Source organism: Mesorhizobium sp. M2A.F.Ca.ET.042.01.1.1 (genome assembly GCF_003997405.1).
Taxonomy (GTDB): domain Bacteria; phylum Pseudomonadota; class Alphaproteobacteria; order Rhizobiales; family Rhizobiaceae; genus Mesorhizobium.
In genome coordinates this window covers 1-23,599 of record NZ_RZRX01000047.1, presented here as the reverse complement: position 1 = coordinate 23,599, position 23,599 = coordinate 1, and the positions used below count along the sequence as shown (strand labels likewise).

General features: G+C 64.2%; 22 protein-coding genes. 11 read left to right on the top strand and 11 right to left on the bottom strand.

The window, feature by feature from the left end; all coding sequences use genetic code 11:
• Positions 1 to 3 precede the first annotated feature (3 nt).
• The 3 genes from EOA23_RS09895 to EOA23_RS09885 all read right to left on the bottom strand — a co-directional run bounded on the left by EOA23_RS09895 (position 4) and on the right by EOA23_RS09885 (position 3,563).
• Positions 4 to 804: a DUF1194 domain-containing protein gene (locus EOA23_RS09895; protein ID WP_127303784.1), complete on the bottom strand. Its 801-nt coding sequence runs from the start codon at positions 802 to 804 to the stop codon at positions 4 to 6.
• 58 nt (positions 805 to 862) lie between these two features.
• Complete coding sequence (locus tag EOA23_RS09890; RefSeq protein WP_127303783.1) at positions 863 to 2,686, bottom strand: ABC transporter ATP-binding protein/permease; 1,824 nt, start codon at positions 2,684 to 2,686, stop codon at positions 863 to 865.
• A 112-nt stretch (positions 2,687 to 2,798) separates the two neighbouring features.
• Positions 2,799 to 3,563, bottom strand: coding sequence for a methyltransferase domain-containing protein (locus EOA23_RS09885; protein WP_127303782.1), 765 nt, complete (start codon positions 3,561 to 3,563; stop codon positions 2,799 to 2,801).
• Positions 3,564 to 3,700: 137 nt separating this feature from the next.
• On the opposite strand from EOA23_RS09885, the gene gloB reads away from it, so the two are divergent.
• Complete coding sequence (gene gloB, locus EOA23_RS09880) at positions 3,701 to 4,468, top strand: hydroxyacylglutathione hydrolase (protein ID WP_127303789.1); 768 nt, start codon at positions 3,701 to 3,703, stop codon at positions 4,466 to 4,468.
• Positions 4,469 to 4,510: 42 nt separating this feature from the next.
• On the top strand, positions 4,511 to 4,936 hold the full coding sequence (locus EOA23_RS09875; protein ID WP_126064180.1) for a cupin domain-containing protein: 426 nt from the start codon (positions 4,511 to 4,513) through the stop codon (positions 4,934 to 4,936).
• Here the strand turns inward: EOA23_RS09875 and EOA23_RS09870 are convergent.
• From EOA23_RS09870 to EOA23_RS09860, 3 genes are all read right to left on the bottom strand, one after another.
• Entirely contained in the window at positions 4,933 to 5,604 is a 672-nt protein-coding gene (locus tag EOA23_RS09870; protein WP_127303781.1) for a lysoplasmalogenase family protein, read from the bottom strand. The two genes, EOA23_RS09875 and EOA23_RS09870, sit on opposite strands and share 4 nt — an antisense overlap.
• On the bottom strand, positions 5,601 to 6,488 hold the full coding sequence (locus tag EOA23_RS09865; protein WP_126064178.1) for an EamA family transporter: 888 nt from the start codon (positions 6,486 to 6,488) through the stop codon (positions 5,601 to 5,603). The genes EOA23_RS09870 and EOA23_RS09865 overlap by 4 nt, the downstream gene beginning before the upstream one ends.
• Before the next feature lie 87 nt (positions 6,489 to 6,575).
• Positions 6,576 to 7,367: a DUF3108 domain-containing protein gene (locus EOA23_RS09860; protein WP_127303780.1), complete on the bottom strand. Its 792-nt coding sequence runs from the start codon at positions 7,365 to 7,367 to the stop codon at positions 6,576 to 6,578.
• A gap of 257 nt (positions 7,368 to 7,624) precedes the next feature.
• On the opposite strand from EOA23_RS09860, the gene rpmB reads away from it, so the two are divergent.
• The 5 genes from rpmB (at position 7,625) to EOA23_RS09835 (ending at position 12,272) form a co-directional block, all read left to right on the top strand.
• Entirely contained in the window at positions 7,625 to 7,921 is a 297-nt protein-coding gene (gene rpmB / locus EOA23_RS09855; protein WP_040989302.1) for a 50S ribosomal protein L28, read from the top strand.
• A gap of 108 nt (positions 7,922 to 8,029) precedes the next feature.
• Complete coding sequence (locus EOA23_RS09850; protein ID WP_127303779.1) at positions 8,030 to 8,710, top strand: queuosine precursor transporter; 681 nt, start codon at positions 8,030 to 8,032, stop codon at positions 8,708 to 8,710.
• Between the two features lie 29 nt (positions 8,711 to 8,739).
• On the top strand, positions 8,740 to 9,414 hold the full coding sequence (locus tag EOA23_RS09845) for a hypothetical protein (protein ID WP_127303778.1): 675 nt from the start codon (positions 8,740 to 8,742) through the stop codon (positions 9,412 to 9,414).
• A gap of 87 nt (positions 9,415 to 9,501) precedes the next feature.
• Positions 9,502 to 11,277 carry a GtrA family protein gene (locus EOA23_RS09840; RefSeq protein ID WP_127303777.1) on the top strand — a complete coding sequence of 592 codons (1,776 nt, stop codon included), beginning with the start codon at positions 9,502 to 9,504 and terminating at the stop codon, positions 11,275 to 11,277.
• 185 nt (positions 11,278 to 11,462) lie between these two features.
• Positions 11,463 to 12,272, top strand: a complete 810-nt coding sequence (locus EOA23_RS09835) for a hypothetical protein (protein ID WP_127303776.1) — start codon at positions 11,463 to 11,465, stop codon at positions 12,270 to 12,272.
• Positions 12,273 to 12,300: 28 nt separating this feature from the next.
• On the opposite strand, the gene EOA23_RS09830 is transcribed toward EOA23_RS09835, so the two are convergent.
• The 4 genes from EOA23_RS09830 to EOA23_RS09815 form a co-directional block, all read right to left on the bottom strand.
• Positions 12,301 to 13,317, bottom strand: a complete 1,017-nt coding sequence (locus EOA23_RS09830) for an esterase-like activity of phytase family protein (RefSeq protein ID WP_189341566.1) — start codon at positions 13,315 to 13,317, stop codon at positions 12,301 to 12,303.
• Entirely contained in the window at positions 13,314 to 15,212 is a 1,899-nt protein-coding gene (cobT, locus tag EOA23_RS09825) for a cobaltochelatase subunit CobT (RefSeq protein WP_127303775.1), read from the bottom strand. Before cobT ends, EOA23_RS09830 begins: the two co-directional genes overlap by 4 nt.
• A gap of 56 nt (positions 15,213 to 15,268) precedes the next feature.
• Positions 15,269 to 16,255: a cobaltochelatase subunit CobS gene (gene cobS / locus EOA23_RS09820; protein ID WP_126064171.1), complete on the bottom strand. Its 987-nt coding sequence runs from the start codon at positions 16,253 to 16,255 to the stop codon at positions 15,269 to 15,271.
• 123 nt (positions 16,256 to 16,378) lie between these two features.
• Entirely contained in the window at positions 16,379 to 17,002 is a 624-nt protein-coding gene (locus tag EOA23_RS09815; protein WP_127303774.1) for a J domain-containing protein, read from the bottom strand.
• Between the two features lie 136 nt (positions 17,003 to 17,138).
• Between EOA23_RS09815 and EOA23_RS09810 the strand changes: the two genes are divergently transcribed.
• Entirely contained in the window at positions 17,139 to 17,441 is a 303-nt protein-coding gene (locus EOA23_RS09810; protein ID WP_042643764.1) for a BolA family protein, read from the top strand.
• Here the strand turns inward: EOA23_RS09810 and EOA23_RS09805 are convergent, their stop codons facing one another.
• Positions 17,442 to 18,248 carry an alpha/beta hydrolase gene (locus EOA23_RS09805; protein WP_127303773.1) on the bottom strand — a complete coding sequence of 269 codons (807 nt, stop codon included), beginning with the start codon at positions 18,246 to 18,248 and terminating at the stop codon, positions 17,442 to 17,444.
• Between the two features lie 293 nt (positions 18,249 to 18,541).
• Here EOA23_RS09805 and EOA23_RS09800 point away from each other — a divergent pair, with 293 nt between their 5' ends.
• Genes EOA23_RS09800 through EOA23_RS09790 form a run of 3 tightly spaced genes read left to right on the top strand, consistent with a single transcriptional unit; the run spans position 18,542 to position 23,378 of the window.
• A complete protein-coding gene (locus tag EOA23_RS09800) occupies positions 18,542 to 20,491 on the top strand; it encodes a PrkA family serine protein kinase (protein WP_042643762.1) in 1,950 nt (649 codons plus the stop codon).
• Positions 20,492 to 20,510: 19 nt separating this feature from the next.
• On the top strand, positions 20,511 to 21,821 hold the full coding sequence (locus tag EOA23_RS09795) for a YeaH/YhbH family protein (RefSeq protein WP_126064167.1): 1,311 nt from the start codon (positions 20,511 to 20,513) through the stop codon (positions 21,819 to 21,821).
• A 12-nt stretch (positions 21,822 to 21,833) separates the two neighbouring features.
• Positions 21,834 to 23,378: a SpoVR family protein gene (locus EOA23_RS09790; RefSeq protein ID WP_126064166.1), complete on the top strand. Its 1,545-nt coding sequence runs from the start codon at positions 21,834 to 21,836 to the stop codon at positions 23,376 to 23,378.
• The last annotated feature ends 221 nt before the right edge of the window (positions 23,379 to 23,599 follow it).

The following is a 23,599-nucleotide window of genomic DNA, read 5'->3' as shown; positions in this document are numbered from 1 at the left end:
CAGCTATCGGTCGAGTTCCGGAAAATAGGGATCGGAAAAGCGCTGCCGGAGGCGCTCGCCCAGCAGGCAATCGACGGGCGCCGCATCCTGGACGCGAATGGATCTGGCGTCGGTGAGGCCGCTCACCTCCTGGATCAGCTTGCGGCGGATGGCGGTCGAGAATTCGGACGCCGCATAGATCGGCAGCACGAAGGAACCGTCTCCTCCGGTCACGCAATCGGCATAGTATCGGTCGAGCCGGCTGACGCTCGGCGACGGCCTGATGAGAATCGGCAGGCCGTTGATGACGATACCCTCGGCAACGGCGGCATCGCGGATCGCGGCGACAGGCCGTCCGGTATTGTTGGGGCCATCGCCCGATATGTCGATGACCCGGCGGGGCGCCGAAAAGGCGCTTTTCTCCAGAAGCCCTGCGCCGAAGCCGAGAGCGCCCGAGATCGAGGTGCCGCGAAAGCTGCGGAACGGCCGCGCGGCAATTCTGTCGGCGAAGGCGTTGGCGCTGTCCTCGCCGTCAATGACCTGCCAGGCGATGACGCCGTCGTCGCGCACCACCCCTGCCCATTCGAAATAGGCCAGCGCGATGCGCCCGTTCGTCCCCGAACGCACCGCGTTGATGAAATCGCGACGGCGCAGCGCCTCGACATAACCGGCGCGCTGCAGCGCGAACTCGTCCTCATCCATCGACTGCGAGATGTCGACGGCGAGCACGAGTTCCACATCGACCGGCGTGCCGCCGTCAGGCACGGGCAACGAAGCCGCCTCGGCGCAGGCGAAACAGGCAAGCAGGCTGAGCATCTCGAGCATGGCTGCAGGCGTTCTGTCGACGCCGGCGATTCTTCCCGGCGATCGCGGCAAAATAAAGCTATTTCTTGCGGTGCGCCGCCTGGGGCGGCGGCTCGATCGCTCCGGCGCGGACGCGCGCCGGCTTGAGCGCCGGGCCGCAGACGTCCTTGACGATGGTGAAGGCCGTCGGGAAGAACTGGTTGTTGTGCAGGCCGCGCCCGATATTGAGGATTGCTGCATCCGGGAGTCTGGCCTGCAGCATCGCCAGCACGCGCCGCAGCGTCGCGCCGTCCAACGTGTCCAGCGCCTCGTCGATGATGACCCATTTCGGCTTCCGCAGCGCCAGCCGCGCAAAAGCCAGCAGGCGCTGCTCGTCGTCCGCCAGCTCACGCTCCCAGCGCGCCGAGCGGTCGAGCTGGGACGACAGGCGCTCCAGCCCGACCTCGCCGAGCACGGCCTTGATCTCGGCGTCGTCGATCTTGACGCCTTCGGCGTGGTTCAGCACATCGCGCAGCGAACCGAGCGGGAAATAGGGCGTGCGCGGTACGAAGAACGGCTTCTCCCCGTCGGGCATGCCGATGCGGCCCCCTCCCCAGGGCCACAGGCCGGCAAGGGCGCGGAAGAACAGCGTCTTGCCGGCGCGCGGATCGCCGGTGATCATGACATGCTCGCCCGGATGGACTTCGACGCTCGTCTCGGCAAGCCTGGTGCAGCCGTCGGGCGAGGCGACTTCGAGCTCGTCGAATGTCAGCTTGCCGTCCGGATTCTCGCCGACCTCGATTCGCTTTTCCTTGTCGTGCAGGATGTCCGTTTCGCCAAGCGCGATGCGGAAGTCGGCGACGCGCATCAGCGTTGCCCGCCAGTCAGCGATGGCGCCGATATTGTTGATGAACCAGCGCAGCGAGGAATTCACCTGGTTGAAGGCGCCCACCGCCATCATTAACCCGCCGAAGCTGATGTCGCCCGCGAAATAGACGGGCGCGGCCACCAGGATCGGGGCTACCACGGTGATCCAGCCATAGGCATCGGTGACCCAGGAAAGGTTGATCTGGGCGCTGTAGATACGCCGCATGGCGCCAAGCACGGTGCCAAGGTCGAGCTCGAGCTGGCGCCTGGCATCGGCCTCGCCATGGGCCAGAGCGATCGCATCGACATTCTCGTTGACCCGGACCATCGAGGAGCGCAGCTCCGCCTCGCGGGTGTAGCGGTCGCTGTTGAAGCGTATCAGCGGCCGGCCCACCAGCCAGCTCAGCCAGGACGCGATGCCGGCATAGAGGACCGCAGCCCAGACCATGTAGCCCGGTATGGTGAGCGAATGGCCGCCGATATGGAAGACGAAGCCGGAAGAGAGCTGCCAGAGCACGCCGATGAAGGACGCCAGCAGGATGAAGGACTGCAATAGGCCGACGCCAAGGTCGGTCGACAGATCCGACAGATGGGCGGCATCCTGCTGCATGCGCTGATCGGGATTGACGCCGATGGCGCCGGCATGGGCGAGCCGGAAGGCCCGGGCCGGCGCCATCCATTCATCGATGAGGTCGAGCGTCAGCGCCTCGCGCAGCCTCAGCCGGATCATCTGGTTGAGCCACGTCTGGCCGATATTGAGCACCAGCAGGCTGCCGGCGATTTCCACAAAGATCATCAGTTGGTGCAGGAAGCCCCCGAGGTCGCGCCGCGCCAGCGCATCGTAGAAAGGCTGGTTCCATCGGTTGAGCAGAACCTGCCCGATCGAGGTCGCGATGATGACGGCGACGATGCCGACGCTGACCCAGGCAAGCGGCCGGCGCACCGGCGAGGTCTTCAGCGCCATGCGTATCGTGGCCAATTGGTCGGAAAGGCTGCTGGTCTCGATCGAGAACGCGGCCTGCTCGGCGCCTGGCTTGTAGTCCATTTGGTCAGCCATAAAGGAAATCCCTGATTTCGGGCGCGATCAACGGAGCCGCGCCGCGAAGCTTTCCCTCACATAGGGTGGCGATGGGGGTAAAGGACAAGGCGCGACATCGATCACGAACGCGTCACCGTCGCGCGGCGGCGTCCGCCGCCTTGCGCCCGAGCCGCGTCGCGCCCTGGGGCGAGAAGACCGGCACGAAGACGCGGCGCGAGGCGCGCTGGGCGACCGGCACGCCCTGGTAGAGCCGTTTCTGCGCCTCGACGACGATGACGCCCGAAAAGATCGGCCAGAATCGGCGGCCGGCCCGCTCCAGCACATTGTGGAACCGCATCAGGAAACGCCGCGGCGACGGCGGGAAGAACAGCGCATCGCTCCACGTCGCCGGGGTGAAATTCGCCTCGCGCAGCAACTCGGTCAGCTGGCCGCGCGAGAACGGCCGGCCGTTGCCGAAGGGCGTGTGCTCGAAGCGCGCCCAGACGCCGCGCCTGTTGGGCACGACGATGACGACTCTGCCCGCCGGCGACAGCACGCGCCAGATTTCGTTCAGCGTCTCGCGCGGGTTTTCGGCGTGCTCGAGCGAATGCACCAGGAGCACGCGATCAATGCAGGAATCGACCAGCGGCAGTTCCTCGTCGAAGACCAGCGCCGTTGCCGTCGGTCCCGACGCCGGCCACACCACCGCGCCCTGCGTTGCCGGCATGAAAGCGAAGACACGCTCGGCATCGGTGCCGAAGCGTTCCAGCCATGGCAGCGTGTAGCCGAGGCCGACCAGCCGCTCGTTGGGGACGGTTGCCCAGATGGACGACAGCGCCATGGTGATCGAGCGCTCGGCGAGACGCCCGAGCGTGGACGAGTAGAAGGAACGCAGGTCGACGATGTCCGAATGCATGCGCGGGACGGTAGCCGTGAAGCCTGCCAAGTTCAACAAAGGCGGCAAGTTCGATGAACGCGCCAAGTTCGACAAACCCGGATGACATCGGCGGCCGGTCGCCCTATGTCTGCGGCGATGGATGGAGAAAGATGCCTATGGCCGTAGAGATCGAGCAGTTCATGTGTCGCACGGACAATTTTGGCGTGCTGGTTCACGATCCCAAAAGCGGCGAGACGGCGATCATCGACGCGCCGGAAGAAGCGCCGATCCTTGCGGCGATCAAGCGCACCGGCTGGACGCCGACATTGATTCTCACCACGCACCATCATGCCGATCATGTCGAGGCCAATCTGGCGCTCAAGGAGCGCTTCAAGCTGCGCATCATCGGCCCGGAAGCCGAGAAGGCAAAGATTCCCGGCATCGACGAGACGGTCAGCCAAGGCTCGGTCGTGCGCCTTGGCGAGGAACGGATCGAAGTCATCGAGACGCCCGGCCATACCGCCGGCCATGTCTCCTATCACCTGCCAACCTCGAAAGTGGCCTTCACCGCCGACACTTTGTTCGCGCTGGGTTGCGGCCGCCTGTTCGAATGCAAGCCGCCGGTTATGCATGAATCGCTGAAGAAGCTGGCGGCACTGCCGGCGGAAACCGCCATCTATTGCGGCCACGAATACACACTTGCCAATGCCCGCTTCGCGGTGACGGTCGACCCGGGCAACCCGCTGCTGAGGGATCGCGCGGCCAGGATCGAGGCGTTGCGCGCCGACAACAAGCCGACGCTGCCGACGACCATCGGCGAGGAACTGTCGACCAACCCGTTCCTGCGCTGGCACGACCCGGCAATCCGCAAGCATCTCGGCATGGAGAAAGCCTCGGATGCCGAGGTGTTCGCGGAGATCCGCAAGCGCAAGGATAATTTCTAATTCCACCGCATTTAGCGACATGCACCGGGCCAAAGACCGCCAATGACCAGCGCCGCCGAGATCATCGCAACGCTAGGCCTTGAGCCGCATCCCGAGGGCGGCTGGTACGCCGAGACGTTTCGCGACGCCGCGGGCGGCCCGCGCGGTCATTCCACCGCGATCTACTTCCTACTCGAGCAAGGTCAGCTTTCGGCATGGCATCGGGTGCAGGACGCGGCCGAGGTCTGGCATTTTTATGCCGGCGCGCCGCTGGCGCTGTCGATGCATGAGGAGGGCGCAGGCGTGGTCATCGAGCAGGTGCTTGGCACGGCCCTTGCCGCGGGCGAGCGGCCGCAGATCGTCGTGCCGGCCGGCTGGTGGCAGTCGGCGCGCAGCTTAGGTGAATGGACGTTGGTCGGCTGCACCGTGGCCCCGGGCTTCGATTTCGCGGCCTTCGAGCTGGCTGAGCCCGGCTGGCGGCCGGTCTAGGCCAGCAGAAACCCCAGCGTGATCGCCAGCTGGGCGGCGTAATAAAGCACCCAGACCGCGTAGCGCATCCACAGGCGCTGCGGCGAGATCGCCGCGAGCAGGAAGCGCTCGGTGGCCAGCAACCCGTCCGAAGCGATGAACACCACCGCGCCGGCGATGACCCATGCTCTGCCGGTGGTGAGCGCCGAAATGCCCATGGCGAGGATCGCCGCGACATAGACGGCGATCGGGATGCGCAGTTGCGGACCGACGCGGCGCCAGAGCGCGGCAAGCATGACGATGCCGAATACGGCCATGGCGAGCGCGATCACGCCCCGCCAGGATTCGGCGCTCAACAGGCCGAGCCCGCCACCCGACTGCGAGAACAGCGCGACATAGGCGATGTGGCCGGCGAGGAAGCTCGCCAGCCCGCCGAGGAAGGCCTTTTCGCCGTCGCGCGACAGGAAGGCGTCGCCGATGGCGCTCAAGCCCAGCGCCGCGACAAGCAGCAGCGGACCGCCCTGCATGGCGGCAAGCACGGCCAGCAAGGCGACTGCAAGCGTCTTTGCTGCCGTGCGCGTCCATTTCGGCGGCATGTCGAGCGCAAAGGCGTAGATCACGGCCGCGACGAACGAGAACAGAAGCGTCGCGTTGGCGTTGGCCTCGATGCCGCCGGCAAACGGCATCATGCGTTCACCTGTTTGACCGCCGGCTTGCGCATCAGCAGAGACTTCGCGGCCAGCGCGGCACCTCCAGTGATGAGCACGCAAGCCGCGAGGATGCGCAACGACGGCTCGGCGACGCCGGCGGCGATCAGCACCAGCGTCGACAACAGCGGCGCGGCATAGCTCGCGGCGCCCAGCACCTGGATGTTGCCGCGCTTGACGCCGATGTCCCAGGCATAGAAGGCCGCGCCGACCGGCATCAGGCCGAGCCCGATGACCGCCAGCCACTGTCCGGGGCCGTCGGGCAGCACGGTCTTCTCAAGCAGAAGATGGCAGACCAGCGAAAGCACCGACGTCGCCGCGCAGAACCAGGTGACGATCGAGGTCGGCACCGACGGGAAACGCCGCGACAGAAGCGAATAGGACGACCACAACAGCGCGCAGATGGCGGCCATCGCGTAGCCGAAGGCATAGCGCGCGTCGAAGGCCAGCCCGCCGCCCTTGGTGACGATCAGGAAGGTGCCGGCAAGGCCGAGCAGCGCGCCGACGACATGGTTCCAGGCCAGCCGCTCGCCCGGCATCAGCGCGGAACCCAGCACGATCAGCAGCGGCCACAGATAGGCGATCAGGCTCGCCTCGACCGCCGGCGCGTTGCGCAGCGCCGTGAAGTAAAAGAAATGGTAGCCGAACAGGCCGGCTATGCCGATCACCCAGACCTGTGGCGGGATCTTCTCACTGCGGTCGGGCGCCGGCATCACCAGCCGGGCCGCCAGCCCGACGCAGGTGCCGATGGCGAATGTGATGGCCGACAGCAGGAATGGCGGCACCTGCCCCGAGGCGTCGGTGAGCAGCGCCAGCAGCGCCCACATGGCGACCGCCGAAAACCCGATCAATGTTGCGCGCCCCATATCTCCCCCGCCGGCGCGCGGCGGCGCCTCGAGCAATTCCAGGAAAAGTGCCTTGCGGTTTTCCGTCCGGAATTGCGTAAAACTGAATTAATTTACCGCCTCGAATCGTCCGGCGCTGATGGTCAGCGGACCGATCTGGGTCCCGACCGTGGCGCGGATCGGCGCATATACGCCGGATTGACCGACCGGTGCAAACGTCACCAGCATGCGGCTCTTATTCTTCAGGTAGTTCAGCGCCTTGCGTCCCTTGCGATAGCCCGCCACCGGCTCGAAGCCCATCTTGCAGGTCACCGTGTCGCCCTTGTAGCCCGGCACCGCGATCGAGCCCCTGGAGGCATAGGTCAGTGTCAGGTCGGCGCGCATCTCGCCATCATAGAACTTGACCGTGCGTCCGCAGACCTTGTCCAGGCTGTCGGCATGGATGACGGTCGCGGCCATCGGATCGAGCACCGATTTCAGGTCTCCGTCGCCGATCGGCACCCAGCTCTTCGGATCGCGCTTCCCTGGAGCGGGAACGACTTGCGTGGAGGAGACCGCCCCATTGCTGAAGCGGATGTCGACCATGGAGGACTTCTTGCCGGACGTATAATCGGCCCTGAACACCTGCGGCGTCATCCGCTTGTCGGCAATGATGCCTTTCGACGAAATCGTGCCTTTCGTGTCGTCGAACAGCCTGCCGAGCCCGGCGGCGGAGACGGTGCCGTTGATGGCGTAGGTATCGCCCACATAGCGGCTGAAAAAGGTCGCCCTGGCGATCGAAAGGCCCAGATAGGACACCGTATATTCGCCCTTGAAGGACTGTGGCGAGGGGGCGGCGAAGCTTGTTGCCGGCACGGCAAGGGCAAGAAGGGTGGCGAACGCATGAGATGGACGGAGCATGGCGGCTGGCGAATCCCTGGCGGTTCGGCCGGAACGCAACGGCTCCAGCCTGGCATATCCCTTCGCCAAGGGCTTATAGTATTAAATCCGGCCTTTATATGGAGCGGGCCCGACGGCAGGCGACGCGCCGGAGCTTGACGCAATGGCGAAATGCCACTATGGAACGCCAACTTTTCCAAAGGCCGCCTGACCGAGACCGCGCGCCGCCTGGCGCGGGCAGAATGGTTTGGCAGGTTTAGAAACTGAAGGTTAGACAAATGTCCCGCACCTGCGAACTCACTGCCAAGGCAGTCCAGACCGGCAACAATGTGAGCCACGCCAACAACAAGACCAAGCGTCGCTTCCTGCCGAACCTGGTCAATGTGACGCTGATTTCCGAAGCGCTGAACCAGAACGTTCGGCTGCGCATTTCGGCCAACGCGCTGCGTTCGGTCGAGCATCGCGGTGGCCTCGACGCCTTCCTGGTCAAGGCCGACGTCAAGGAATTGTCGCAGCGCGCCCGTCTGCTGAAGAAGCAGATCGCCAAGAAGCTTGCCGAGCAGTCGGCCGCTTAAAGCATTCGGGCGCGGGACGACCGCATCGGGCACCGGCCAGACCGGTGCTCGGAATAAGAGCGAGCGTCGGCATGACGCTCGGCTGGTTCCATTACCCAGGATAAAAAAATGAATTTCCTGACGCGATACCTGCCCTTCGTGGCTGCCATGGCGCTTGTCGTCGTGGCGTCGAATATCCTCGTGCAGTTCCCGATGCAGGGCCAGGTCGGCGGCCTGTCGCTCGCCGACCTGCTCACCTGGGGCGCCTTCACCTATCCCTTCTCCTTCCTGGTCACCGACCTAGCCAACCGCCGCTACGGCCCGGCCGTGGCGCGCAAGGTGGTGTTCGTGGGTTTCATGACTGCGGTGACCTGCTCGATCCTGGTCCCGCCCTTCCTGTTCCGTCATGGCCTGATCGAGTTCGAGACCGCCGCCGATCGGCTGGTGCGCATCGCGGCCGCTTCCGGCGCCGCCTTCCTCACCGCGCAATTGCTCGACGTCACCGTCTTCAACCGGCTGCGCCGGCAGAGCTGGTGGCGCGCGCCGATCGTCGGCACGCTGGTCGGCTCGGTGTTCGACACGCTCGTCTTCTTCGGCGTCGCCTTTTCCGCCGCCTTCGCCTTTGCCGGTCCCAATGACGGTTTCGCGCTGGAGACCGCGCCGCTGATGGGCGTGCTGCCGGTCGAGACGATGCGCTGGGTCTCCTGGGCGCTTGGCGACCTTTCGGTGAAGCTCATCATCGCCGTCGTGGCGCTGATCCCCTACCGGCTGCTCGCCGCGCGGTGGAGCCAGCCGGCGATGGCGGTGTAAGCCATGCTTCCAGCGAGTGGAATCAGGCCGTGATCCCTTGGGTTCAGCTTGATTCCGCCCGCACGCCCGATGGCGGCCAGGAACTGCGCCTGAAGCAGCGCGGCACTGAATTCTCGATCATGCTCGGCACCAACGAGCTGATGAACAGCCGCCTCAGCGGCTCCGAGGAGGCGCTCGCCAGGCTTTCCTGCGAGCGGATCGCCGGCCGCAAGCGGCCAAGCATCCTCATCGGCGGGCTCGGCATGGGCTTCACCTTGCGCGCCGCTCTCGCCGCGCTCGATCGCGATGCCGCCGTCACCGTCGCCGAGCTTGTCCCCGCGGTCGTTGGCTGGGCGCGTGGACCGATGTCGACGATCTTCGGCGGCTGCCTCGACGACCCTCGCGTCAGCATTCGCGAGGCTGATGTCGGCCAGCTGATAAGGACGCAGAAAGCCGCTTGGGACGCCATTCTGCTCGACGTCGACAATGGTCCCGAGGGCATCGTCTACAAGGGCAATGACTCGCTCTATGACGCGGCCGGGCTGGCCGCCGCTAGCGCTGCACTGAAACCGGGCGGCGTGCTGGCGGTCTGGTCGCAGGGACCGGACGGCGGCTTCACCCGGCGGCTGAAGCAGGCAGGCTTCGCGGTCGAAGAGGTCAACACGCGCGCCCGCGGCAAGCGCGGCGCCCGCCACGTGATCTGGATTGCAGCCAAGGGGCCTTGAGCCGACAGGATTTGCCGCGGCGGCTTTACGCTTTGTTACGGCTGATGGTGCAGGATCGCGAAAATTCTCCAAGGCTTCGCAACCACCATGACCGTGCAAGGCACCGGTTGGAAAAATGATCTCCTGCTTGCGGCATGCGCTACCCTGGTGGTGCTGACGATCAACGCGGTTTCCGGCTTCCCGACCCTTGCGAATTATGGCGCGGACAATGACAGCATGCTGCGGCTGGTCGAGGTCCGCGACCTGCTCGCCGGCCAGGGCTGGTTCGATCTCCATCAATACAGGATGGGCACGGCGGACGGTTTCGTCATGCACTGGTCCCGGCTGGTGGACGCGCCGCTCGCATTGCTTGTCATGGTCTTCGACGCGCTGGGCGCCGGCGCCGCCACCGCCGAACGGGTAGCGCGGATCATCTGGCCGACCACGCTCTACGGACTGACCATATTCGTGCTCATGCGCGCCTCGCGGCGCTTCGCCGGCGCCGACGTCGCGATGCCGTCGCTCATCCTGTCGACGGCCGCGCTTTTCTTCCTGATGGTCTACAGCCCCGGCGTGATCGATCATCACAATGTCCAGCTGCTGCTGACGGCGGCCAGCCTTTGGCTTCTGATGGAGGCGCCCTTCTGGCGGCCTGCCGCGCTCCTGTCGGGCATTTGCGCCGGCCTGACGCTCGCCGTCGGCATGGAAACCGCTCCCTATGTGGCGACGCTCGGCATCTGCGCCGGGGTCCTGTTCATCCTCGACGATAAGGAGCGCGCCACCGCGCGAGGCTTCGGCCTTGGATTTGCCGGCATCGCCTTGCTGGTCTTCGTGGCGACCATCCGGCCTTCCGACTGGGGCATGGCCCAATGCGACGCCTTCTCGTCCTTCCAGTTCGCGGTTGCGGCACTTTCCGGCTTCGGCCTCGCGATCGCCTCGACATTGCCAGTGTCGACGGTCCAGGCACGGTTCGTTTCGATGCTGGCGCTAGCCACGGTGGTCGCGGTGACTGTGATAGCAGCCTTCCCACAGTGCCTGGCGTCGCCCTATGCGGGCATGGACGAGCGCATCCGCACCTTTTGGCTGGCCGACGTGGTCGAAGCGCAGCCCTTCTGGAGCGTCGCCGTCCACCAGCCCAAGCTGATGGCGGCGCGCTATGTGACGCCCTTCATCGCGATCCTGCTGATCGGCTTTCAGTTGCGAAGCCGTCGCCTGCGCCGCGAGGAGATGCTTGCCGCCATCCTGCTTGTCGTCGCCTTCGGCGTCAGCCTCTGGCAGGTGCGCGGCTCGACCTTTTCCGTCGCCTTCGCCGTGCTGCCGCTCTCGGCCTGGATCGCGCAAATCCGCCTCAGGGCCAGCGCCGCGCCCTCATGGCGGATCTCCACCGCCATCGTCACGGCGTGGCTGGTCTCGCTCAATGCGACCTGGGCCGGGGTAGCGGTGGCGGCGCAATCCGTGGTCCAGAAGGCGCCGCAGCAGATCAATTCCGATCCCGATCATGCCGTGACCTGCGGAAAGCCGGACGACTTCCGCGATCTGGCCGCCATGCCGGCGACGACCGTGCTTGCCTCGTCCAATCTCGGCTCGGGGATATTGATGTTCACCGCCCACCGGGCGCTGGCCGGCCCCTACCACCGCAATGTCGGCGGCAATCTCGCCATGCTCGACGCTTTCATGGGAACGCCGGAAGCAGCCCGCGCCGTCATCCAGCGCGAGCAAGTGGGATTGATCGCGATCTGCCGCGGCAACACGGAAGAGATATCGCTGGGCTTGGACGCGCCGGATGGTCTTGCCGCGGCATTGCTGCGGGGCGACCTGCCGGCATGGCTTGAACTGGACCAGTCGACCGCGGGCAAGCCGATCGAGATCTACAAGGTCCGTTGAATATCGGCTTGCGGCCAAATCAGCACCGTCGCCGGGTGCCTTGCAATGCCCTTGCTTTGCGCCGATGCAACACCTCGTGTTTTGGATACCGCGATTGAAGCCAGTCCGTGGATCATTGCAATCCAGCCTGTGCTTTGGTTAGCATTCCGCACGGTCGGGGTTCTTCGGATTGGGGAAGGTTATCCATGTCGGTCATAGACGGCGCGGCGGCGCCTGCATCAGCCAGACAAACGCTGCAGCATGTTGTCTCCCACATGGTGGAGGCGGTGAACCGCGCCGCGTTCGTGGAAAAGCCCTTCTGGCACCTGGAAATGACCGATGTCTTCCCGGCGGACCTCTATCAGCGCATGCGCGCCGCCATGCCCGAGGCGCGCGAATATCGCGCGCTCAAGGGCCGCAACAATGTGAACATCAAGGCCGACGGCACCGCGACGCGGATCAAGATCGACCTCTATCCCGAATATATCCGCCATCTGCCAGCTGAGAAACGGGCCGTCTGGGCCTTGGTCGGCAAGGCATTGCACGCGCCGGAACTGAAGGATGCCTTCATGCGCCGCCTTGCCCCGGGCCTGGAGCGCCGGTTCGGCTCGGATTTCATGAAGGTCGGCATGTACCCGGTGCCGATGCTGACGCGAGACGTGGCGGGCTACAAGATCGGCTTCCACACCGACACGAAATGGAAGGGCATAACGGTCCAGTTCTATTTGCCCGAGGACGACTCGATCAACCATATCGGCACCCGCTTCGCCGAGCGCAAGCCGGACGGGCGTTTCGAGAATTCGCATCGGATGTCGTTTTCGCCGAACACCGGCTACGCCTTTGCGGTCGGCACCGACACCTGGCACGCGGTCGATACTGTCGGGCCGGAAGTCCGCACCCGCGACAGCATCCTTCACACCTATTTCGTCGACAACACGGCGACGCTCAAGATCCGCAACCGGAGCAAGCGCGCCGCCAATTTCGTGATGAACGAAGTCCGCCACGTCGGCCGGTAATCTCCAGGTGCTTGCCCGCCGGTCTTGCTCAGTCCTGGTGCAGGATGAATTCCAAATAGAGGTTGCGCTGCAGGATCGAATGGTTGTCGTCGGATACTAGCGACACCATCAGCGCGCCATCGTCGCGGGTCCAGACGTCGAGCCCTTCCATATTGTCGATCTCGTAGCCCAGGTCGGCCTCCATCAGCATCGGCCCGTCGGCAACCGCGCCCTTCTCGACGCTCTCGCCATAGATGCGCCGCAGCCGCATCTTCACCCCGCGCGCGATCGAGAAGCTGCGCTCCAGAAGCAGCAGGTCGCCGTCCGGCAGGAAGGCGCCGTCGGTGATGTCGAAATCGCCGTTGCGCCTGACGGTGAAGACGCCCTTATGCGGACCTTCGATAATGGCGGCGTAGACGTTGCCCGCCTTGTCGAGGCTCCTCTCCGAAACCACGACCAGCCCGCCCGCATGCTGGCCGTAAGGGTTGGCATGGGCGACGGTCTCGAAGCCGCGGTTCTGGCGCAGCTCCTGGGCGGGAACCAGATAGTCGAGCTGCCTGATCGGCGCTTTCATATTGTCGGGGTCGATCTTGAACTGGGCGACGCGCTGGTCCCGCTCGAAGCCGACGGTGGCGATGCCGTCCTTCACCGCGAGCCCTTCCGCGTCGACCTTCCATTTCCGGTCGATCGGCCGACCCGAAGCGTCGACCATATGCTGCATGCGGAAATTCTTGACACCCGAGGGGCGCTTGCCGGCGTCATGCGCGATCGTGCCGAAGAACCAGAAGCCGGTGTCGGCGACCCCGATGAAGTCGCTGCTCGGCTTCAAGAAACGAAGCGCCGACAGCGCGCCGAAATCGCGCGCCGGCGAGGTCATCTCCAGCCCGCCGACGAATTCGAACGGTCCGAACCGCGTCTCGTCATGGCCGGTATGGAACTGGGTGATCGGCCGCGCTGAAATCTCGACGGTCTCGACGGGAGCTCTCTGGGCGGCAATGGCCGGCGAGGCGCAGGTCAGCACGCAGGCGAAGAGCGTCCGCCGCGTAGGCCGCCCCGAAAACATCATCCGGCGCGTCGCAATCCGCCGCGGCGCGTGTCGCGCGCGCTTTCCTCGCCGAACAGCGAGGCGAGCTGCTCGGTCATGGCCCCGGCCAGTTCCTCGGCATCGACGATGGTGACGGCGCGGCGGTAGTATCGCGTGACGTCGTGGCCGATGCCGATGGCCAAAAGCTCGACCGGCGAGCGGGTCTCGATCAGCTCGATGACCGCCCGCAGATGCCGCTCCAGATAGTTGCCCGGATTGACGGAGAGCGTCGAATCGTCGACCGGCGCTCCGTCCGAGATCATCATCAGGATCTTGCGCTGCTCGGGCCGGCCGATCAGCCGGTTATGCGCCCAAAGCAGCGCCTCGCCGTCGATGTTTTCCTTGAGCAGGCCCTCGCGCATCATCAGCCCGAGATTGCGCCGGGCGCGTCGCCATGGATGATCGGCGGATTTGTAGATGATGTGGCGCAGGTCGTTGAGCCGGCCGGGATTGGGCGGCTTGCCATCCTTCAGCCACTTTTCACGCGCTTGCCCGCCTTTCCACGCCCGCGTGGTGAAGCCGAGGATCTCGACCGAAACGCCGCAGCGCTCCAGCGTGCGCGCCAGGATGTCGGCGCAGGTCGCCGCGACCGTGATCGGCCGGCCGCGCATCGAGCCCGAATTGTCGAGCACAAGGGACACGACGGTGTCACGGAACTTGGTGTCGCGCTCCTGCTTGAAGGACAGCGGCTGCATCGGATCGATGACGACGCGCACCAGACGCGCCGGATCGAGATAGCCTTCCTCAAGATCGAAATCCCAGGAGCGGTTCTGCTGCGCCATCAGCCGGCGCTGCAGCCGGTTGGCCAACCGCCCGACGACGCCGGACAGGTTGGCGAGCTGCTTGTCGAGGAAGGCGCGCAGCCGGTCGAGCTCCTCTTCCTCGCACAGGTCCTCGGCGCCCACCGTCTCGTCGAAGGCGGTGGTGAAGACCTTGTAGTCGATCTCTTTCGGCAGGTTGAGGAACGGGTTGTCGTTGCGCTTGGCCTCGCCGGGCGTCTCGGCGTCGGAATCGTCCTCGTCGGAGAGGTCGTCCGATGTGGCGTCCGTCGCCTCCGTCTCGGCCGACTCTTCCTCGTCGGCGGAAGCTTCGGCATCTTCCGACTGCGACTGCTCGGAGCCTGAATCCTCCTCGCCGCCTTCCTCGCTCTGTTCCTCGCCCTGCTGCTCGTTCTCTTCGTTTTCCTCGGAGTCGTCGGTTTCCTGGTCGTCGCCGAGCTCCTCGGCCATCTCCATGGAAACCAGCATGTCGCGCACGACACGGGCAAAGGCCTGCTGGTCCTCGAGCTTGGCCGAAAGGCCATCCATGTCGCCGCGGGCCTTCTCCTCGACCCAGGGGCGCCAAAGATCGACCAGCCGCTCGGCGCTCTTCGGGATAGCGCGGCCGGTGAGTTTTTCGCGCACGATCAGCGCGATCGCTTCCTCCAGCGGGGCGTCGGCCTTGTCCCTGACGTCGACGAGGTTGGCCTTGGTGTATTTGTCCTCGAGCATCGAGCCGATATTGTCGGCCACGCCCTGCATGGCGCGGCTGCCGATCGCCTCGACGCGCGCCTGCTCGACGGCGTCGAAGATGGATCGCGCGAGCTTCCCTTCCGGCGCCAGCTTGTTGTGGATGCGCTGATCGTGGCAGGCGCGCTTCAGCGCCATGGAATCGCCGATGCCGCGCGTGATCGCGATGTCGTTGCGGGAAGCTTTCTTCGGCAGCTCGGGCAGCCGGGCGCGGTTGCCGGCCAGCGCCGGCCGGTCCTTGGCGAAGCCGACCTCGAGATCCTTGTCGCCGGCGACGGCGCGCATGCACACGGTGACGGCGCGCTTGAAGCTGTCCGCTTCAGACCCGTTCTTCGGCTTGTTGCGCGTGTTGTCGCCCGGACCCGCCATTGATCATTCCCTGCGCGTTTTCATGCTGAACGGCCGGAGGCCATTCAGCTGCGCGCCTAGCCCAGCACCACGTTGGCGGCGCTCTCTGGCAGATCCTCGCCGAAGGCGCGCTGGTAGAACTCGGCCACCACCGAACGCTCCAGCTCGTCGCATTTGTTGAGGAAGGTCAGCCGGAACGCCATGCCGATATCGCCGAATATCTCGGCGTTCTCGGCCCAGGTGATGACGGTACGCGGGCTCATCACGGTCGACAGGTCGCCGTTGATGAAGGCCGAGCGCGTCATGTCGGCGACGCGCACCATCTTGTTGACGATGTCCCTGCCCTTGTTGTCGCGGTAGTGCTTGGCCTTGGCCAGCACGATGTTCACCTCATTGTCATGCGGCAGGTAGTTGAGCGTGGTGACGATCGACCAGCGGTCCATCTGCGCCTGGTTGATCTGCTGCGTGCCGTGATAGAGGCCGGTGGTGTCGCCGAGACCGACCGTGTTGGCGGTGGCGAACAGCCGGAAGGCCGGATGCGGGCGGATGACACGGCTCTGGTCGAGTAGCGTGAGCCGCCCCGACGATTCCAGCACGCGCTGGATGACGAACATCACGTCCGGCCGGCCGGCGTCATACTCGTCGAAGCAGAGTGCGACATTGTGCTGATAGGCCCAGGGCAGGATGCCGTCGCGGAACTCGGTGACCTGCAGGCCTTCCTTGACCACGATGGCGTCCTTGCCGACGAGGTCGATACGGCTGACATGGCTGTCGAGGTTGACGCGCACGCAGGGCCAGTTGAGCCGTGCCGCCACCTGCTCGATATGCGTCGACTTGCCGGTGCCGTGATAGCCCGACACCATCACGCGGCGGTTGTAGGCAAAGCCGGCGAGGATCGCCAATGTCGTCGCCTTGTCGAACAGATAATCCGGGTCGATGTCCGGGACATGCTCGGTCGCCGCCGAATAGGCGGGAACGACCATCTTGGACTCGAAACCGAATTTCTCCTTCACCGACACCGTCGTGTCGGGCAGGTTGGCGATGTCGCGATCGACCTTGTTCATCTCTATCAACGTCTCCACGGGCGAAACGCCGCGTTTCGCCGGCAATCGATTTTGTCCGGGGGCGGTCTTAGAGCCTTTTCCAACCTGATGAAAGTTGGAAAACGCCACGAACCGTAGGGCCGCTCAGCACAATCCTGCCTGCTTGAGCACGCGATAGGCCTGCAGCACATCGCGGAACCGGTCTTCCGAACCTCTGTCGCCGCCATTCGCATCCGGATGGTGGCGCTTAACCAGTTCCTTATAACGCGCCTTGATGTCCTGACCAGTCGCCTTTGTATCAAGGCCAAGCGTTTCCAGCGCCTTGGCCTCAAGCGGCTTGGCCTTGCGCTCGCGCGGTTCGCGCGCGCCTGAGCCGAACAGGTTGAACGGGTCGCGCATGCGGTTGTAGTAGCCGGCGCGCCCTGAGCGCTGCTGCGCGAAATCCGGCGCCGAGCGCGCCCCGCCGCCATTGGCGCCCATGCGCCAGGTCGGCCTGTGACCGGTCAGCGCCTCTTTCTGGAAGCGGGCGATCTCGCTGTCCGACACGCCGGAGAAGTAGTTGAAGCCCTTGTTGTATTCGCGCACATGATCGAAGCAGAAGCGGAAATACTCGCCTTCCTTCAGGCGCCCGACCGGCGCCCGGTGCGTGCCGGCCTCGTTGCAGCCGTCCCACTGGCAGATCGGCGCGCGCGACTTCAGCTCCGCGTCCTTTTCCGGCCGGATCCGGATCTTCTCGAAATATTTGGGATACGCTTTCATCTCACCCATTTATGGGCTGTTCGCATGTGCGAAACAAGAATTGACATTTCGCCGATGATCGCCCTAACCGCTGAATCGCGGCTTAAAAGCGGTCGAAATACAAGATTTTGCGGCTGTGCCGCATATGTGGTGAAGGGAAGCGCTGATGTCCATACAGGCCAAGATGGAAGACAAGCTGAAAGCGGCATTTTCGCCCGAACGGCTCGCCGTCATCAATGAAAGCCACCTTCATGCAGGCCATCACCATGTCGAGTCCGGCCATCACGCGACGTTCGACGGCACCGGCGAGACGCATTTTCGCGTCCGCATTGTCTCGCCGAGTTTTGCCGGCATGAGTCGCATCGACCGCCACCGCGCCGTCAACCAGCTGCTTGCCGACGAACTGAAGGCAGGCGTGCACGCGCTGGCGATCGAGCCGGCCGCCCCCGGCGAGAAGACGCGCTGGTAGTCAGGCCACGGTCGCCTTCAGGAAGGCCAGCGCCGCCGCGGTCAAGACGTCGCCATCCTCGCCGAAATCGCCATTGATCGACATATGCGTATAGGCGCTGCCGTCGAACAGCGTGACCTTGGTGCCGGTGGCGCGCAGGCGCTCGGCGAAGGCTTTCGACTCCTCGCCTCGCCCGGGCGCGCGCGAATAAGCGATGAAGGTCGGCGGATGCTTCCTGCCGTCGACATAGCTCGACGGCGACAGCGCCGCCCATTGTTTCGGGTCGGAGAAGACACGCGCATAGGCGCGCACCATGCCGCCATTTCTCGCAAGCGCGGCAAGATCGTAGGCCCTGGTGTCGTCCAGGATCAGCGCGGCGACGCCCGGCAATCCTCCGCGCATGCCGGTCAGCGCGACCAGATGGCAGCCGGCAGAATGGCCCATGCCGACGATGCGGTCCGGATCGCCGCCATGCCGGGCGATGTTGGCGCGCACATAGGCATAGGCCTTTTCGACATCGCCGGCCTGGGTGGCGACATCCGCTTCCGGCAGCATGCGGTAGTCGATCGAGACGAACACGAAGCCATTGGCGAGCAGGAAGTCCGGCTTTGAGCCGACCTGGCTGCGCTTGCCGAACCGCCAGGCGCCGCCATGGACGAAGAAGACCACCGGCAGGTTCTTCGCGCCGGCCGGCGCGTAGATGTCGAGCTTGGCCGGACCGTAATCGAGGGTCTGCGGTTCCGGCTGGCCCGGACGGCCGGCGGCTGACACACCCAGCGGCAACAGCGCCGCCAGGCTTGCCACGATGAAGCTGCGTCGATCGATCATCGTCATCTCCGGCCAGGTTGTGTCGCGGCGGGCACAGATGCTCGTCACGCGCCTCGTTTACGAACCAAAAATGACAACTTTCGGTGCGAAACCAAATCCGCTCCTTGACCGTCCGCTGGCAATCACCACGTATGTTCATAGGCGAGCATTTAAGGCCGAATCGGGGTGTCCCGAAGGCCAATGTCGGGGTGCATTGTGCGCTCTCTCTTCAGATGAAGGGAACCACAATGCTTTCCGGTGGTTGATGAAGCGATGAGCCGATTGGCAGCCTATCGGCTCCGAGGCAAAGCATCATGCGCGAGAACCAATCCGACGTCTTCGATCTGTTTTCGGAGATCTATTCCAATGCGGCACAGGAAGAGATCAGCCTTCAGCAATATCTGCTGGCCTGCCGCGAGGACAAATCCATGTACGCCTCGGCGCCGGAGCGCATGGTCGAGGCGATCGGCGAGCCGAATCTGGTCGACACCAGCAAGGACGAGCGGCTCGGCCGCATTTTCTCCAATCGCACCATAAAGATCTATCCCTCCTTCTCCGACTTCTACGGAATGGAGGATACGATCGAGCGCATCGCCGGATATTTCCGCTACGCCTCGCAGGGCCTCGAGGAGCGCAAGCAGATCCTCTATCTTCTCGGCCCGGTCGGCGGCGGCAAATCCTCGCTCGCCGAACGGCTGAAGAAGCTGATGGAAGAGCGGCCGATCTACACGCTCAAGGTCGGCAACCAGATCAGCCCAATCTTCGAATCGCCACTCGGCCTCTTCCATCCCGACCGGATGGGCGATCTGCTGGAGGACAAATACGGCATCGCCCGCCGCCGCCTGAACGGACTGATCTCGCCCTGGGCAGCCAAGCGTCTGGATGAGTTGAAGGGCGACATCTCGAAATTCAGCGTCGTCAAGCTGATGCCGTCGCGGCTGCGTCAGATCTCCATCGCCAAGACCGAGCCCGGCGACGAGAACAATCAGGATGTCTCGGCGCTGGTCGGCAAGGTCGACATCAGGCAGTTGGAGCATTTCAGCCAGTCCGACCCGGACGCCTATTCCTACAGCGGCGGTCTGAACCGGACGACGCAAGGCCTGCTCGAATTCGTCGAGATGTTCAAGGCGCCGATCAAGGTCCTGCACCCGCTGCTGACCGCGACCCAGGAAGGCAGCTACAACGGCACCGAGAATTTCGGCGCCTTCCCCTACCAGGGCATCGTCGTCGCCCATTCCAACGAATCGGAATGGCAGCAGTTCAAGAACAACAAGAACAATGAGGCGTTCCTCGACCGCATCCTCGTGGTCAAGGTTCCCTATTGCCTGCGCATCACCGAGGAGCGGCAGATCTACGAGAAGCTGCTGCGCGAAAGCGAGCTGGCGAACAGTCCCTGCGCGCCCGAGGTTTTGGACATTCTCAGCCGCTTCACCGTCTCGACCCGCCTTGCTGAGCACGAGAACTCGCCGCTCTACACCAAGATGCGCGCCTATGACGGCGAGAACCTCAAGGAGATCGATCCGAAGGCGAAATCGGTGCAGGAATATCGCGATGCCGCCGGCGTCGACGAGGGCATGACCGGCGTCAGCACGCGTTTCGCCTTCAAGATCCTGTCGCAGACCTTCAACTACGACACCAAGGAGGTGGCCGCCGATCCCGTCCACCTGATGTACATCCTCGAAGAGGCGATCAAGCGCGAGCAATTCCCGAAGGAAACGGAGGCCGCCTATCTCGAGTTCATCAAGTCGGAACTCGCCAGCCGCTATGCCGAGTTCATCGGCCACGAGATCCAGAAAGCCTATCTGGAATCCTACAGCGAGTACGGCCAGAACCTCTTCGACCGCTACATCGCTTATGCCGATGCCTGGATCGAGGATCAGGACTACAAGGACCCCGACACCGGCCAGATCCTCAACCGCGAGGTTCTGGAGAAGGAGTTGTCGCAGGTCGAAAAGCCGGCCGGCATCGCCAACCCCAAGGACTTCCGCAACGAAGTGGTCAAATTCACCTTGCGCGCCCGGGCGCGCAACCATGGCCGCAATCCTTCCTGGACGAGTTATGAAAAGCTTCGCGAGGTTATCGAGAAGCGCATGTTCGGCCAGGTCGAGGACCTGTTGCCGGTGATCAGCTTCGGTTCCAAGCAGGACAGCGTCACCGAGAAGCGGCACAATGAATTCGTGCAGCGCATGGTTGAGCGCGGCTATACCCAGCGGCAGGTGCGCCGATTGGTCGACTGGTACATGCGCGTGAACAAGGCGGGTTGAGGGACGCCCGAACGGTGCCATGCCGATCTTCATCGACCGCCGTCTGAACCCGAAAGACAAGAGCCTTGGCAATCGCCAGCGCTTCCTCAGGCGCGCCCGCGAGGATCTCAAGCGCAGCATCCGCGACAAGGTCCGCACCGGCGGCATCGCCGATCTCGACCGCGAACACGCCGTGCCGATGCCGCGCAAGGGCACCGACGAGCCGAGCTTCGGCGACGACAGGCAAAGCGGCCGGCGCCAGCACATCCTGCCCGGCAACAAGACGTTCAGCCCTGGCGATCTCATCGACAAGCCTGGCGGCGGCGGAGGCTACGGATCGGCTCCCGGGACCACGGAATCCGAAGACGACTTCCGCTTCGTGCTGTCGCGCGAGGAGGTGCTCGACCTTTTCTTCGAGGACCTCGAACTGCCGGATCTGGTCAAGCTCAACCTCAAGCAGATACTGAGCTTCAAGCCGAGGCGGGCAGGCTTCGCCGCAAGCGGGGCGCCGACCAACATCAATGTCGGACGCACGATGCGCAACAGCCACGGCCGCCGCATCGCGCTGAGGCGCCCCAAGCAGGCGGAGCTGGACGAAATCGCCAAGCAGATCGCCGAGCTGGAAGCGAAGCCGGCAAGCGCTGCGGTGCGCGAACGCATCACGGCGCTGCGCGAAGAGCTCGACCGGCTCGAGCGCCGGCGCAGGCGGATTGCCTATGTCGATCCGGTCGACATTCGTTTCAACCGCTTCGATCCCCAGCCTGTGCCCAATGCGAACGCGGTCATGTTCTGCCTGATGGACGTCTCGGGTTCGATGGGAGAGCGCGAGAAGGATCTGGCCAAACGCTTCTTCGTGCTGCTGCATCTCTTCCTGACGCGCCGCTACGAACGCATCGAGGTCGTCTTCATCCGCCACACCCACCAGGCCAAGGAGGTGGACGAGCAGACGTTCTTCTACCACACCGAAAGCGGCGGCACCGTCGTCTCCACCGCGCTCGAGGAAATGCACCGCATCATCGAAGAACGCTATCCGGCCGCCGAGTGGAACATCTACGCCGCCCAGGCCTCCGACGGCGACAACTTCGCTACGGACTCCGAGCGCTGCATAGAACTGCTCGACCGCAAGCTCATGCGGCTTTGCCAGTATTTCGCCTATGTGGAGATCATCGACGAGCGGGAAAGCCACATCTTCGGCTCGACCGAGAACGGCACGTCGCTCTGGCGCGCCTACAACGCCGTCGACGGCAAATGGCCGAACTTCCAGATGAGGCGCATTGCCGCGCCGGCCGATATCTACCCGGTCTTCCGTGAGCTCTTCGCCAGGCAGCCCGCCCTGCGCAAGAGCGCTTGAGGGGCTTCGGAAATGGTCAGCCAGGCGCGCAAATCCGAACTGCTGTTTTCCGGCTCGGACTGGAATTTTGCAAAGCTGTCCAGCGTCTATGACGAGATCGAGGCGCTCGGGACCGAAGAACTGGGCCTCGACATCTATCCTGTGCAGATGGAGGTCATCTCTTCCGAGCAGATGCTCGATGCCTATTCCTCGGTGGGCATGCCGCTGATGTACCGGCATTGGTCGTTCGGCAAGCGTTTCCTCTACGACGAGTTTCTCTACCGCAAGGGTGCGCGCGGCTTGGCCTATGAGTTGGTCATCAACTCCAACCCGTGCATCGTCTATCTGATGGAAGAGAACACCATGGCCCTGCAGGCCCTGGTGACCGCGCATGCCGCGCTCGGGCATAATCATTTCTTCAAGAACAATCATCTCTTCCGGCAATGGACCGATGCCGGCGGCATTCTGAGCTATCTGGATTTTGCCAAGGGCTACATCGCCCGATGCGAGGAACGGCATGGCCTGGCGGCCGTGGAAGCGATCCTGGACTCGGCCCACGCGCTGATGGAGCAGGGCGTCTTCCGCTACCATCGTCCGCCTAAACTGTCGTCCGAGCAGCAGCGCGAGGGGCTGCGCGAACGCCTCGAATATGAAGAGCGCTCCTTCAACGATCTGTGGCGAACGCTGCCGCCCTCGCAGGGAAAGAGCAAGCCGGAAGCGGGGGAAGAAATCCTTGCCGAGCGGAAGAAATCGCTCAAGCTGCCGGAGGAAAACCTTCTCTATTTCCTCGAGAAGAACAGCCTCGTGCTTGAGCCCTGGCAGCGCGAGATCGTCAGGATCGTGCGCGTCATCGCGCAATATTTCTACCCGCAGCGGCAAACCCAGGTGATGAACGAAGGCTGCGCCACCTTCGTGCACTACACGATCATGAACACGCTGTTCGATCGCGGCCGCATAAGCGAAGGCGCCATGCTCGAGATCCTGCGCAACCACTCCAACGTGGTCTTCCAGCCAACCTATGACGATCCGCGCTACTCCGGCATCAATCCCTACGCGCTGGGCCTCGACATGATGCAGGATATCCAGCGCATCTCGACCGCGCCCACCGCCGAGGACCGCGACTGGTTCCCGGACATCGCCGGCCGCGGCGATTGGCGCGACACCCTGCTCGACGCCTGGGCCAACCACCGCGACGAATCCTTCATCCGCCAGTATCTGAGCCCGGCGCTGATCCGCAAATGGCGGCTCTTCGCGCTGGCCGACGGCGCCGACGAGCCGCATTACGAGGTGGCCTCGATCCACAATGAGCGCGGCTATGCCAGGATACGGTCGGCGCTGGCGCAAAGCTACGATATCGGTGCCAGCCGCCCCGACATCCAGGTGGTTGACGTGGACCTGCTGGGCGACCGGCATCTGCGGCTGCAGCACAAGGTCAAGGACGGCATCATGCTCGAGGGCCAGAGCCGCGACGCAACCCTGCGCCATATCCGCAACCTCTGGGGCTACGAGGTCAGCCTGGCGGCAATCGACGCCGGGACCGGCGCGACGCTCAGCGAGCGCTGGACGAAGGAATTGTAAGACGGCAAGCCGCTCCGCCTAGGTGTGTCGAGATTTAATTAGGTCAGGCCGAGCCGAGAATGGTGGGTTCCGAGAACCGGAGCGGAGCGTACGTAAGTACGTGTTGGGGTGGACGGCCCCCGACGGCATCACAATGTGCCAGAATGAGGTCGTTGCAGATCTCATCAAGGGAGACCGTCCGTGGATAAACTTATTCGCATTGGCATGGATACGTCAAAGAG

Coding starts and splice junctions, on each gene's coding strand:
- EOA23_RS09830 (WP_189341566.1), bottom strand. CDS start 13,317: ATGATGTTTTCGGGGCGGCCTACGCGGCGGACGCTCTTCGCCTGCGTG.
- EOA23_RS09795 (WP_126064167.1), top strand. CDS start 20,511: ATGCCGATCTTCATCGACCGCCGTCTGAACCCGAAAGACAAGAGCCTT.
- EOA23_RS09895 (WP_127303784.1), bottom strand. CDS start 804: ATGCTCGAGATGCTCAGCCTGCTTGCCTGTTTCGCCTGCGCCGAGGCG.
- cobS (WP_126064171.1), bottom strand. CDS start 16,255: ATGAACAAGGTCGATCGCGACATCGCCAACCTGCCCGACACGACGGTG.
- gloB (WP_127303789.1), top strand. CDS start 3,701: ATGGCCGTAGAGATCGAGCAGTTCATGTGTCGCACGGACAATTTTGGC.
- EOA23_RS09835 (WP_127303776.1), top strand. CDS start 11,463: ATGTCGGTCATAGACGGCGCGGCGGCGCCTGCATCAGCCAGACAAACG.
- EOA23_RS09810 (WP_042643764.1), top strand. CDS start 17,139: ATGTCCATACAGGCCAAGATGGAAGACAAGCTGAAAGCGGCATTTTCG.
- EOA23_RS09870 (WP_127303781.1), bottom strand. CDS start 5,604: ATGATGCCGTTTGCCGGCGGCATCGAGGCCAACGCCAACGCGACGCTT.
- EOA23_RS09850 (WP_127303779.1), top strand. CDS start 8,030: ATGAATTTCCTGACGCGATACCTGCCCTTCGTGGCTGCCATGGCGCTT.
- cobT (WP_127303775.1), bottom strand. CDS start 15,212: ATGGCGGGTCCGGGCGACAACACGCGCAACAAGCCGAAGAACGGGTCT.
- EOA23_RS09790 (WP_126064166.1), top strand. CDS start 21,834: ATGGTCAGCCAGGCGCGCAAATCCGAACTGCTGTTTTCCGGCTCGGAC.
- EOA23_RS09865 (WP_126064178.1), bottom strand. CDS start 6,488: ATGGGGCGCGCAACATTGATCGGGTTTTCGGCGGTCGCCATGTGGGCG.
- EOA23_RS09815 (WP_127303774.1), bottom strand. CDS start 17,002: ATGGGTGAGATGAAAGCGTATCCCAAATATTTCGAGAAGATCCGGATC.
- EOA23_RS09800 (WP_042643762.1), top strand. CDS start 18,542: ATGCGCGAGAACCAATCCGACGTCTTCGATCTGTTTTCGGAGATCTAT.
- EOA23_RS09875 (WP_126064180.1), top strand. CDS start 4,511: ATGACCAGCGCCGCCGAGATCATCGCAACGCTAGGCCTTGAGCCGCAT.
- EOA23_RS09840 (WP_127303777.1), top strand. CDS start 9,502: ATGACCGTGCAAGGCACCGGTTGGAAAAATGATCTCCTGCTTGCGGCA.
- EOA23_RS09890 (WP_127303783.1), bottom strand. CDS start 2,686: ATGGCTGACCAAATGGACTACAAGCCAGGCGCCGAGCAGGCCGCGTTC.
- rpmB (WP_040989302.1), top strand. CDS start 7,625: ATGTCCCGCACCTGCGAACTCACTGCCAAGGCAGTCCAGACCGGCAAC.
- EOA23_RS09885 (WP_127303782.1), bottom strand. CDS start 3,563: ATGCATTCGGACATCGTCGACCTGCGTTCCTTCTACTCGTCCACGCTC.
- EOA23_RS09805 (WP_127303773.1), bottom strand. CDS start 18,248: ATGATCGATCGACGCAGCTTCATCGTGGCAAGCCTGGCGGCGCTGTTG.
- EOA23_RS09860 (WP_127303780.1), bottom strand. CDS start 7,367: ATGCTCCGTCCATCTCATGCGTTCGCCACCCTTCTTGCCCTTGCCGTG.